General features: G+C 69.4%; 9 protein-coding genes. 6 read left to right on the plus strand and 3 right to left on the minus strand.

The genetic code is table 11. The features are described 5' to 3' along the window. Positions 1-36: 36 nt before the first annotated feature. Complete coding sequence (locus METRZ18153_RS0102180) at positions 37-621, minus strand: 5-formyltetrahydrofolate cyclo-ligase (protein ID WP_020163196.1); 585 nt, start codon at positions 619-621, stop codon at positions 37-39. 96 nt (positions 622-717) lie between these two features. Here METRZ18153_RS0102180 and METRZ18153_RS0102185 point away from each other — a divergent pair, with 96 nt between their 5' ends. Genes METRZ18153_RS0102185 through METRZ18153_RS0102195 form a run of 3 tightly spaced genes read left to right on the plus strand, consistent with a single transcriptional unit; the run spans position 718 to position 4835 of the window. Further along, entirely contained in the window at positions 718-2616 is a 1899-nt protein-coding gene (locus tag METRZ18153_RS0102185) for a lytic transglycosylase domain-containing protein (RefSeq protein WP_232415944.1), read from the plus strand. A gap of 41 nt (positions 2617-2657) precedes the next feature. Further along, complete coding sequence (locus tag METRZ18153_RS0102190; RefSeq protein ID WP_020163198.1) at positions 2658-3614, plus strand: complex I NDUFA9 subunit family protein; 957 nt, start codon at positions 2658-2660, stop codon at positions 3612-3614. After that, the gene (locus tag METRZ18153_RS0102195) at positions 3615-4835 is read left to right on the plus strand and encodes a multifunctional CCA addition/repair protein (RefSeq protein ID WP_020163199.1); all 1221 of its coding nucleotides are present in this window, start codon (positions 3615-3617) and stop codon (positions 4833-4835) included. 56 nt (positions 4836-4891) lie between these two features. Here the strand turns inward: METRZ18153_RS0102195 and METRZ18153_RS0102200 are convergent, their stop codons facing one another. Continuing rightward, positions 4892-5728, minus strand: coding sequence for a DMT family transporter (locus METRZ18153_RS0102200; RefSeq protein WP_020163200.1), 837 nt, complete (start codon positions 5726-5728; stop codon positions 4892-4894). Positions 5729-5739: 11 nt separating this feature from the next. After that, positions 5740-7593 (minus strand): dihydroxy-acid dehydratase, encoded by a 1854-nt coding sequence (gene ilvD, locus METRZ18153_RS0102205; protein WP_020163201.1) that lies wholly within the window; start codon positions 7591-7593, stop codon positions 5740-5742. Between the two features lie 84 nt (positions 7594-7677). Between ilvD and METRZ18153_RS0102210 the strand changes: the two genes are divergently transcribed. The 3 genes from METRZ18153_RS0102210 (at position 7678) to METRZ18153_RS0102220 (ending at position 12021) form a co-directional block, all read left to right on the plus strand. Continuing rightward, positions 7678-8751, plus strand: coding sequence for a glycosyltransferase (locus METRZ18153_RS0102210; protein ID WP_020163202.1), 1074 nt, complete (start codon positions 7678-7680; stop codon positions 8749-8751). 142 nt (positions 8752-8893) lie between these two features. Beyond that, positions 8894-9727 carry a phosphate/phosphite/phosphonate ABC transporter substrate-binding protein gene (locus METRZ18153_RS0102215; RefSeq protein WP_020163203.1) on the plus strand — a complete coding sequence of 278 codons (834 nt, stop codon included), beginning with the start codon at positions 8894-8896 and terminating at the stop codon, positions 9725-9727. After that, positions 9724-12021 carry an ATP-binding protein gene (locus METRZ18153_RS0102220; protein ID WP_020163204.1) on the plus strand — a complete coding sequence of 766 codons (2298 nt, stop codon included), beginning with the start codon at positions 9724-9726 and terminating at the stop codon, positions 12019-12021. Before METRZ18153_RS0102215 ends, METRZ18153_RS0102220 begins: the two co-directional genes overlap by 4 nt. The last annotated feature ends 34 nt before the right edge of the window (positions 12022-12055 follow it).

The following is a 12055-nucleotide window of genomic DNA, read 5'->3' on the forward strand; positions in this document are numbered from 1 at the left end:
CCAGCATAGACGGCCGGCGGCGCGCCGCCCGGCCGCTCAGCGGCGCGACGGGAAGGCGCCGGCTTCGGTGACGATCCAGTCCATCGGCAGGTCGTGCGGCTGCGGCTGCAGGTCGTCGAGGCGGCCGTCCTCGATCGCCACGCCGACCGCCAGCGGCGTCGGTGCGAGCGCGGCCAGCGTGCGGTCGTAGTGGCCGGCGCCGTAGCCCAGCCGGTAGCCGCGCGCGTCGAAGCCGTTGCACGGGATCAGCAGCAGTTCGGGCACCACCGGGCCGCCCTCGGCCGGGTAGGGGATGCCGTAGCGGTCGGTCGCCATCGCGCTGTCCGGCGCCCAGCGGCGGAAGCTCATCGGCTGGCCTTTCTCGCCGACCACCGGCAGTGCGGCCCAGCGGGACGGGTCTGCGGCCAGCCAGCGGCGCATCAGCGGCAGCGCGTCGAATTCGCCGCGGTAGGGCCAGGTGAAGCCGATCGATTGCGGTGACAGCCGGGTCAGCAGCGCCTCCAGTTTCTCGTTCAGCGCAGCGTGCAGCGGCGCCAGCGCAGCCGGGTCCATCGCCTGGCGGCGGCCGATCAGTTCGAGCCGCAATGCCTTGCGGCGTGCGCGATCATCGGGAACATTCATGTGCGGGCGGTATCATTCGGGCAAACCCGGAAACACTAGCAGATGCCCACACGATTCTCTCCCCGTAACGTCCGCGCGCTGCTCATCGGCGCCTGCATGACTGTCGCGACCCTGGCGCAGGCCAGCGACGACGCCTTCCTCGCCGCACGCGACGCCTTTGCCGCCGGCAACCGCCAGGCCTTCGAGCGCCATGCCGCCGGCCTGCAGTCGCACCTGCTGGCGTCCTACATCGATTACTACCGGCTGCGCCTGGACATCGACCGGGCATCGCCGGACAGCATCGCCGTGTTCCTCGAACGCAACGCCGACAGCGTGGTTGCGCAACGCCTGCGCAGCGACTGGCTGCGCCAGCTGGCCAAGGGCGAGCAGTGGGCGGCCTACCGCACCGAGTATGCAAAGCTGCCGCTGAAGAATCCGTCGCCCGAGAATGACCTCCGCTGCCACGCTGCGCGCGCGGGCATGGTGGTCGGCGACGCGGCGGCGATCAACGAGGCGCGCATGCTGTGGGACACGCTGGACGACGCCCCGTCGGCCTGCAATCCGGTGTTCGCCGCGCTGTTCGACGCCGGTCGTCTGAGGGAGGACGACGTCTGGGCGCGGGCGCGCCGGCAGATGGAGGCGAAGCGGCCGGGTCAGGCGAGCAGCGTGCTGGATCTGCTGCCGGCGGCCGAACGGCCGGGCCGCGTGCTCGACGACATCGTCGCCAATCCGGCGCGCTGGCTGGTCCGCCAGCCGGCCAATTTCTCGATCACCCGCCGCGGCCGCGAGCTGGCGCTGATGGCGGTCGCCCGCATGGCGCGCAACGATGTGCGCGCGGCCGAGCGCAGCCTGGAGGTGATCGCCGCCCGTCTGAGTCCGCAGGAACGCGCCTACGCTTTCGGTCAGCTCGGCTGGCAGGGCGCGATGCGGCACGACTCGCGTGCGCTGCAATGGTGCCGCTCGGCCGACGACGCGATGGACGGCGACGAGGTGTTCGCCTGGTGCGCGCGTGCCGCGATGCGCGACGGCAAGTGGAAGGTGTTGCGCGACATCGTCGAGCGCATGCCCGAAGCGCTGGCGTCGAAGCCGGAATGGATCTACTGGCGCGGCCGCGCGCGCGGCGCCACCGGCCACGTCGACCAGGCGCGCGAACACTATCGCCGCATTGCCGACCAGCCGAATTTCTACGGACTGCTGGCGCGCGAGGAACTGGGTCAGCCCTACCAGCTGCCGCCGCAGGCGGCCGAGCCCTCGCCGGAGGACATCCGCCGCGCCGAACTGACGCCGGCCATCCAGCGCGCGCTCAAGCTGTTCGCACTCGACCTGCGTACCGAAGCGGTGCGCGAATGGAACTGGGCGATCCGCGAGGCGGACGACCGCACACTGCTGGCGGTCGCTCACCTCGCGGCAAAGAAGTCGCTGTGGGACCGCGCCATCGCCAGTGCCGACCGCACCGTGGCCGAGCACGACTACGCGCTGCGCTATCTGGCGCCGATGCGCAGCGAGGTCGAGCCGCACGTGCAGGCGCGCGCGCTCGATCTGAGCTGGGTGTACGGCCTGATGCGGCAGGAAAGCCGCTTCATCATGAACGCGAAGTCGTCGGCCGGTGCCCAGGGCCTGATGCAGGTGATGCCGGCGACCGCCAAGTGGGTGGCGAAGAAGATCGGTCTGAACGGCTACCAGCCGTCGCAGATCGCCGACACCGACACCAATCTGCTGCTCGGCACCAGCTACATGCGCCTGGTGCTGGACAGCCTGGACGACCACCCGGTGCTGGCCAGCGCCGGCTACAACGCCGGGCCCGGCCGCGCCAAGAAGTGGCGTGCCGCCAAACCGCTGGAAGGCGCCATCTACGCCGAAACCATTCCGTTCACCGAAACGCGCGACTACGTGAAGAAGGTGATGGCCAACGCCGTCATGTACAACCTCGTGTTCGGCCGCAAGGAGATCGGTCTGAAGCAGCGCCTCGGCACCATACAGCCCGGTCCCGGCGCGCTGCCGGACGATCCGATCTGATCCACAAACAGAGTCTCGACCCACAGACCCGGAGTGCCCTCATGTTTCCGAAAACCGTCCTCCTGATCGGTGGCGCCGGCTTCATCGGCAGCCACGTCGCCAGCCAGCTCGCCGCTCGCGACGTACGCGTCATCGTGCCGACGCGCCGCCGCGATCGCGCCAAGCATCTGATACTGCTGCCGATGATCGACGTGGTCGAGGCCGACGTGCACGACCCGGCCGCGCTGGCGCGCCTGATGACGGGCGTCGATGCAGTGGTGAACTTCGTCGGCATCCTGCATTCGCGCGAAGGCAGCCCATGGGGACTCGATTTCGAGCGTGCGCACGTCGCGCTGCCCAAGGCCATCGCCGCTGCGGCGAAGGCGGCCGGCGTGCGTCAGCTCGTCCATGTCAGCGCGCTGGGCGCGGCCGAAGGTGCGCCATCCGGCTACCTGCGTTCGAAGGCCGCCGGTGAGGCGGCGATACGCGCCGGTGGCGTGGACTGGACGATATTCCGCCCGTCGCTGGTGTATGGCGACGGCAAGTGTTTCCTGTCGATGTTCGCCGGTCTGCTGAAGATGTTCCCGGTGTTCCCGCTGGCCGGTGCCGACACCCGCTACCAGCCGGTCGCCGCACGCGACGTCGCGCGCTGCATCGTGCATGCGCTGGGTGACGAGGCAGCCATCGGCCAGACCTGGGCGCTGTGCGGCCCCAAGGTCTACACGATGCGCGAACTGGTGAAGATGACCGGCCGTGCCATCGGCGCCGAGCGCTGCGTCATCGGTCTGCCCGGCCCGCTGGCGTCGCTGCAGGCGCTGGCGCTGGAACTGGCGCCGGGGCCGACGCTGATGTCGCGCGACAACCTGCGCTCGATGCAGGTCGACAGCGTGTGCGATGCCGGCTGCGCGCTGCCTTTCGGTTTCGTGCCGCTGACACTGGAGAGCGAGATCGACGCCTGCCTGGCCGACTTCCGGCCGACCGACCGCTTCGAGCACGCGCGCTCGAAAGCGCACAGATAGATGAAGATCTACCGCGTCGGCGGCTCGGTCCGTGACGAGCTGATGGGGCTGCCGGCCGGCGACCGCGACTGGGTGGTGGTCGGCGCCACGCCGGAGGACATGGTGGCCGCCGGTTACACGCCGGTCGGTCGCGATTTCCCGGTCTTCCTGCACCCGCAGACGCACGAGGAACACGCACTGGCGCGCACCGAGCGCAAGACCGCGCCGGGGTACCGCGGCTTCGTGTTCCACGCCGACCGCTCGGTGACGCTGGAGCAGGATCTGCAGCGGCGCGATCTCACCATCAACGCGATCGCACGCGCCGACGACGGTACGCTCATCGACCCGTGCAACGGTCGCGCCGACATCGCCGCGCGCGTGTTGCGCCACGTCAGCGCAGCCTTTGCGGAAGACCCAGTGCGGATACTCAGGCTGGCCCGCTTCGCCGCGCGCTTCCACGACTTCACGGTGGCGCCCGCGACGATGGCGCTGATGCGCGACATGGTGGACTGCGGCGAGGTCGATGCACTGGTGGCCGAACGCGTGTGGCAGGAACTGTCGCGCGGGCTGATGGAGGCGAAGCCCTCGCGCATGATCGAAGTGCTGCGCGAGTGCGGCGCGCTGCGTGTCGTGCTGCCGGAGGTGGACGCGCTGTTCGGTGTACCGCAGCCGCCGCAGCATCACCCGGAGATCGACACCGGCCTCCATCTGATGCAGTGCCTGGACTGGGCGGCGGCGCACGGCGCCTCGCTGGCGGTGCGCTGGGCGCTGGTGGCGCACGACCTCGGCAAGGGCACGACGCCGAAGGAGGAGTGGCCGCGCCACATCGCGCACGAGCCGCGCAGCGCGAAGCTGGCGCGCGAGGTGGCCGAGCGCCTGCGCGTGCCGGTCGATATCGCCGACATCGCGCGGCTGGTGGCGCAGGAACACACCAATGTGCACCGTGCGGCCGAGCTGCGTGCCGACACCATGGTGAAGCTGCTGGAGCGGCTGGACGTGATGCGCAAAGCGGAACGGCTGGCCGACATCCTGCTCGCCTGCGAAGCGGACGCGCGCAGCCGCCCGGGTTTCGACGCGCGCGGTTATCCGCAGGCCGGGCTCGTACGCGCGGCCGCAGAGGCGTTCAGATCGGTCGATGCCGGTGCCATCGCGAAGCAGCTGGCCGAATCCGGCAAGGCTTCCGGCCCGTCGATCGCGCAGGCGGTGCACGCGGCGCGCGTGCAGGCGGTGGCCGCGCGCTAGGGTCTGTTGCCATTGAATCGCGCGCGGCCCGCGATTCAATGGCAACAGACCCTGGATCACCGCCGGCGGGTCGTTACCACCAGCGCGATGCCGCCCAGCGTCGCGACCGAGGCCAGCAGCAGGCGCAGCGTCAGCGCTTCGGACAGCAGCAGTGCGCCACCGATGGCCGCGATCACCGGCACCGACAGCTGCACGCTGGCTGCCTGCGTTGCGCTGAGGCCGCGCAGCGCGCTATACCAGATGGCATAGCCGACGCCGGACGCCAGTGCGCCGGACAGCGCCGCATAGACGAAGCCCAGCGCATCGATGCGCGCATCGGCAGCGGCAATCATCGACAGACCGATCGCCATCGGCACCGCGCGCACGAAGTTGCCGGCGGTCATCGCCAGCGGCGTGCCGCGGGCGCGCCGGCCGCGCAGCGAGTAGACGCCCCAGGCAATACCGGCCAGCGCCATCATGATGGCGGCCTCGGCCGGCGGTGCGCTGACGCCGGGTGCCAGCAGCACGCCCAGCCCGGCCAGCGCCAGCAGCAGACCCACGGTCTGCAGCGCGCACAGCCGCTCACCCTTCAGCAGGCCGGTGCCTATCATCGTCACCTGCACGGTGCCGAACAGCAGCAACGCGCCGGTACCGGCGGCCAGTTCGCGGTAGGCGTAGGAGAAGGCGGCGGCATAGACGAACAGAGCCGCCGCGCCGGGCCAGTCGCCGGCCGGCCGGCCGTCCGGCTGGCGGCGCACCAGTGTCCACAGCACCAGGGCGCCGGCGGCGATGCGTATCAGCGTGAAGCTGGCGGCGTCGATCGCCGTGTTGGCCAGTGCCAGCCGGTTCAGGATGGAGTTGGCGGCGAAGGCCAGCATCGCCGCCGCGGTCAGGGCGGCGATGCGGCCCGGCATCGGGCCTGCGCTCAAGAGCGACGCAGCTGGCTCAGGTCGCGCACGGCGCCGGTGTCGGCGCTGGTGGTCATCAGCGCATAGGCCTGCAGCGCGGTCGACACCACCCGCTCGCGCGCGTGCGGCGTGTACGCGGCGGCGCCGCGGTCCTCTTCCGCTTCACGACGGTGCGCCAGTTCGGCGTCATCGACCGCGAGGTGGATGGTGCGGTTAGGGATGTCGATCTCGATCACGTCGCCGTCCTTGACCAGCGCGATCAGGCCGCCCTGGGCCGCTTCCGGCGAGGCGTGGCCGATCGACAGGCCGGAGGTGCCGCCGGAGAAGCGGCCGTCGGTCAGCAGCGCGCAGGCCTTGCCCAGGCCCTTGGACTTCAGATAGGTGGTCGGATACAGCATTTCCTGCATGCCCGGGCCGCCCTTAGGACCTTCGTAGCGGATCACCACGACTTCGCCCGGCTTGACCTGATCGCCGAGGATGCCGGCGACCGCGTCGTCCTGGCTTTCGAACACCTTGGCGGTGCCGGAGAACTTCAGGATGGAATCATCGACGCCGGCCGTTTTCACGATGCAGCCGCGCTCGGCGATGTTGCCGTACAGCACGGCCAGCCCGCCGTCCTGGCTGAAGGCGTGTTCCTTGTTGCGGATGACGCCGTTCTCGCGGTCGAGGTCCAGTTCCGGGTAGCGGCGGTCCTGCGAGAAGGCGACCTGGGTCGGGATGCCGCCGGGGGCGGCGCGGTAGAAGGTGCGGACGGCCTCGTCCTGCGTGCGCACGATGTCGTACTTGTCGAGCGCTTCGCCCAGCGTCGCGCTGTGCACGGTGGGCAGGTCGCGGTGGATCAGGCCGGCGCGGTCCAGTTCGCCGAGGATGGCCATGATGCCGCCGGCGCGATGCACGTCTTCCATGTGCACGTCGGACTTGGCCGGCGCCACCTTGGACAGGCAGGGCACGTGGCGCGAAATGCGGTCGATGTCGGCCATCGTGAAATGCACGCCGGCTTCCTTCGCCGCAGCCAGCAGGTGCAGCACGGTATTGGTCGAGCCGCCCATCGACACGTCCAGCGTCATCGCGTTCTCGAAGGCCTTGAAGCTGGCGATCGAGCGCGGCAGCACCGAGGCATCCTCGCCTTCGTAGTACTTGCGGCACAGTTCCACCGCCAGCTGGCCGGCGCGCAGGAACAGCGCCTTGCGGTCGGCGTGGGTGGCCAGCACCGAACCGTTGCCCGGCAACGACAGGCCCAGCGCCTCGGTCAGGCAGTTCATCGAATTGGCGGTGAACATGCCGGAGCAGGAGCCGCAGGTCGGACAGGCGCTGCGCTCGTAGGCTTCGGCCTCCTCGTCAGAGCAGTTGCTGTCGGCGCCCTTGACCATGGCGTCGACCAGGTCGACGGCGATGATCTTCTGGCCCCAGTTCACCTTGCCGGCTTCCATCGGGCCGCCGGACACGAACACGGTCGGGATGTTCAGCCGCAGCGCCGCCATCAGCATGCCCGGGGTGATCTTGTCGCAGTTCGAGATGCACACCAGCGCGTCGGCGCAGTGGGCATTCACCATGTATTCGACGCTGTCGGCGATCAGATCGCGCGAAGGCAGCGAGTACAGCATGCCGCCGTGGCCCATCGCGATGCCGTCATCGACGGCGATGGTGTTGAATTCCTTGGCCACGCCGCCGGCCTTCTCGATCTCGCGCGCGACCATCTGGCCGAGATCCTTCAGGTGCACGTGGCCCGGCACGAACTGGGTGAAGCTGTTCGCGATGGCGATGATGGGCTTGCCGAAATCGCCGTCCTTCATGCCGGTGGCGCGCCACAGCGCGCGGGCGCCGGCCATGTTGCGGCCGTGGGTCGAGGTACGGGAACGGTAGGCGGGCATGGAAGCTCCTGCAGAATCGGGTAAAAGCGGAATTCTATCCGTCCCTTCACCTTCCGTCCTTCCATCTTCCCCGAAGCGTCTCCGATGAGCCGACCGAAACTGATATTCGTCACCCGCAGCCGCTACTGGCGTCCGGGTAACGGCGAAGCGGCGCGCACCGCGGCGCTGATCGACGCGCTGGCCGAAGTCTGCGACCTGACCGTGTTCTTCCCCGAGCAGCCGGACGCAGCCACGCGGCCCTTCGTCGAGCGCAGCAGGCACCGCTACCGCCTCGCCGTCGGCGACACCGCGAGGCCGGAACGCGCCGCGCTGGTGAGCGGGCTGCGCGGCATGTGCCGGCAGATCGCGCCGGACTGCGTGCTGCTGTCGCGGCTGCAGCTCGATTTCCTGCGGCTGGGGGTGCCGGACGGCGTCCGCCTGGTGATGGACACGCACGACCTTGTCAGTGACAACGCCGCGTCACGCGCGAGCGTGGGCGTCGCGGTCGAGGAGGCGCTGGATTTCGAACGCGAGCTCGGCTTCCTGCAGCACTACGACCGCGTGCTGCTGATACAGCCGGACGATCACGCGCGTGTCGCCGCCGTGCTCGGCGAGCGTGCGCTGTGCGTGCCGCACCCGGTCGTGCTGCCGGCGCAGCCGGTGCGGCCGGATTCGCGTGTGGTCGGTTACGCGGCCAGCCAGTGGGTGGCGAACCGGCATGGCCTGCAGTGGTTCATCGACGACGTGTGGCCGGCGCTGTCCGCCGAGCGCGCCGAACTGCAGGTGGCCGGGCACATCGCCGCGCTGCTGCCGCAGCCGTTGCCCGAGGGCATCCACGCGCGCGGCTTCGTTCCCGACATCGAGGCGCTATGGAGCGGTGTCGACGTCGCGATCAATCCGGTGCGCTGGGGCTCGGGGCTGAAGATCAAGACTGTCGAGGCGCTGGCCGCTGGTCTGCCTCTGGTCAGCACGCGCGAGGGTGCGCGCGGCCTGGAGGATGGCGCTGGCGAAGCCTTCCTGCTGGCCGACGAAGCCGCTGCCTTTGCCGACGCCTGCCGCACGCTGCTCGACGATCTGCCGCTGCGCCGGCGTTACGCACGCGCCGCCCACGTCTATGCCCGCGACCGCTTCTCGCACGCGGCCTGCTATGGCGGACTGATCGCCTGGCTGCGCGGCTGAACACGCTTCGAGTCAAGAAGTGTGCTCTGAAAAATCATTGTTAAACAGTGTGTTGCGTCGGTGTTGTGGCGCAGCATCCGCTCAAGGGGGCGACGGCGCGTTCCGTTAACGCGGGGTGTCCATTGCCGTCCCGTCTGCCCGGATGTTCCTCGCCTTCACCCGTCTGCTGCTGTCCGTCGCCTGTTTCATTCCCGCGCTTGCGCTTGCCCAGGACGCGCCGCTGTTCCGCATCGGCGTTGCGCCGCACACCAGCTCGCGCGTCATCATCGAAATGTACCAACCGCTGCGGCAGCATCTGCAGAAGACGCTCGGCAAACCCGTTGCCATCGTCACCGCGCCGGACTTCACCGAGTTTGCACGGCGGGCGCTCAACCGCGAATACGAGCTGGTCATCACGACCGGACATCAGGCCGAACTGCTGCGCGCGGATGCGCGTTACCGGCCGCTGCTGACCTACCGTGCGCCCTTTCATGCGGTCGTTGCCGTCGCTGCAGGCAGCCGGGCGAAGTCGGCACGCGACCTGGCCGGCAGCACGGTGGCCGGGCTCAGTCCATCGTCGCTGGTGACACTGTGGGGCCTGCGCTGGATGAGCGAGAACGGCGCGGCCGGCGTCACCGTTCGCTACGTCAGCGCCGCCGACAGCGTGGCGCAGCTGCTGCTCAATGGCGAGGTCAGCGCCGGCACGATGTCGCTTGCGAACTTTCAGGGCCTGGCGCCCGAGGTGCGTGCGCGACTGCAGCTGCTGACCGACAGTCCGGCCATGGTCGGCCGCGTCTATCTGCTCAATCAGGCCGACGCGGCGCGCGGAGCCGCGATCGAGAGGGCGTTGTGGTCGTTCGCCGAAACGCCGGCCGGCGTCGATTACTTCGCCCGTTACAAGCTTGAAGGCTATCGCCCGCTGCGTTCCGGCGAACTCGATGCGATGGCGCCCTACGCGGCCGAGGTGCGCGAACAACTGAAGAAGTCCGCTCTGTGAGCCGGCTGTTCGATTTCCGGCTGCGGCGCTCGGTGCGCGGCCGCCTGCTGATCGCGGCCATCGTCGTCGAGGCGGTCATGCTGACGCTGCTGGTGAGCAACAGCGTGCGCCTGCAGCGCACCCACATGACCGAGCAGGCGGAGCGTCACGCGCAGCAGATCGTGCCCATACTGAACGCGGCGCTGGTGGCGCCGATGGCGCAGAGCGACTACGCGACGATGCAGGCGGTGCTGGACGAGAGTCGATCCAGTCAGGGCATCGCCTATCTCATCCTGCGCGACAGCGGCGGCCACGTCGTCGCGCACAGCGGCTGGTCGCGCGATGCGCCGGTACCGCAGACCGACGAGCGCTTCGACCTCTCGGTCGAGGACGATCCGCCGATCTACGATCTTGTCACGCCGGTGGCGCTGGCCGGGCAGCCGCTCGGTCAGCTGCATTTCGGTCTCGACATGTCGGCGCTGCGCAGTGCCAACCGCCAGCTGCTGCTGCAAGGCATCGGCATCGCCGCGGGCGAACTGCTGCTGTCGATCGCGCTGCTGACCGGTCTCGGTCTGTGGCTGACACGCCAGCTGCTGCGGCTCACGCATGCGGCGGAAGAGGTTGCGACCGGCACCCTGACGCCGGCGCCGGTCGCCGAGGGCGAGGACGAGGTCGGCCAGCTCGGTCGCGCCTTCAACGCGATGTCGGCGGCGATCCGGGAGCGCATCGGCGAACTGCAGGCGCTGCACGAGAAGGAGCACGGTCTGGCGCGCATCGCGTCCGAGGCGAACGGTCGCCTCGAAGCGCTGCTCGACGCGATGGACATCGGCGTGCTGCTGGCCGACCACGAGAACCGGGTGCTGTACGCGAACGACAAGCTGGCGCAGGTGTGGGCGCTCGACGCCGGTCGTCCGCCGGATGGGTGTGCGCTGCAGGTGGTCGAATCGATGTGTGCCGCGCGGCTGTCGCCCGGCGCGGCGATGACGGTGTTCTGTCCTCACCGCGGCGAGCGGGAGATCCTGCTCGCCGACGGCCGCACGCTGACCCAGCGCAGCTTTGCCGTGCGCGATGGCGACGGCCGCGAGATCGGCTGTCTGTGGCTGAGCGAGGACGTGTCGGCGGCGCGCGCGGCGGCCGACGAACTGCGTCGCGCACGCGACGAGGCGGAGGCGGCCAGCCGCGCCAAGGCGGCCTTCCTCGCCACGATGAGTCACGAAATCCGCACGCCGATGAACGGCATCATCGGCATGACCGACATGGTGCTGTCGGAGCCGCTCAGCGACGAGCAGCGCGAGAACCTCGGCTGGGTCAAGTCGTCCGCCGACAGCCTGATGGGCATCCTGAACGACATCCTCGACTACTCCAAGGTCGATGCCGGTCAGCTGCAGCTGGAAGCGGTCGATTTCGGCCTCGAAACGCTGGTCGCCGACACGCTGGCCATCTTCTCGACGCAGGCCGCGGCCAAGGGCATTGCGCTGCGCTGGCAGGTCGCGCCGGCCTTGCCCGCCATCGTCACCGGCGATCCGCTGCGGCTGCGGCAGATACTGTCCAATCTGGTGTCGAATGCGCTGAAGTTCACCGCCCACGGCGGCGTGACGGTGAGCGTCGAGAGCGCAGGCGCGGGGCGGATCGCGCTGTCGGTCGCCGACACCGGCATTGGCATCGCATCCGACAAGCAGGCGCAGGTGTTCATGCCCTTCTCGCAGGCGGATTCATCGACCACGCGCACCTACGGCGGCACCGGGCTGGGCCTGTCCATCGTGTCGCGACTGGTTGCGCTGATGCACGGCACGATCACGCTGGACAGCACGCCGGGCCGCGGCAGCACCTTCAGCGTCGAATTGCCGTTGCCGGCCGCAGCGACCGAGGACGCCGCGGCGCGGCCGGACGAGGCGGCATCGACGCACGAGGCGGCGCTGCTTGATGCCGACGTGCTGATCGCCGAGGACACGCCAGTCAATCAGGTGCTGCTCGGCCGCCTGCTGTCGCGCCACGGCGTGCGCATCACCCAGGCGGCTGACGGCCGGCAGGCGCTGGCTGCCTGCGCCGAGCGCCATTTCAATCTGGTGCTGATGGACATGCAGATGCCGGTCATGGACGGGCTGGAGGCGACGCGCCGCATTCGCGCGCTGGGCAATACACACTGGCAGCAGGTGCCCATCGTCGCGATCACGGCCAACGCGCTGGACGAGGACCGCGCCCGCTGCCGTGACGCGGGCATGGACGATTTCATCAGCAAACCCTTCCAGGCCGGGGAACTGGTGGCGACGCTGGCGCGTCATCTGTCGTACCGTCGCGCACCGGAAGAGGGATAACTACAGGTTATCGAAACATTGTTATTTGGTTTGT

Origin of the sequence: Methyloversatilis discipulorum (genome assembly GCF_000385375.1) — a bacterium.
Classification (GTDB): domain Bacteria; phylum Pseudomonadota; class Gammaproteobacteria; order Burkholderiales; family Rhodocyclaceae; genus Methyloversatilis; species Methyloversatilis discipulorum_A.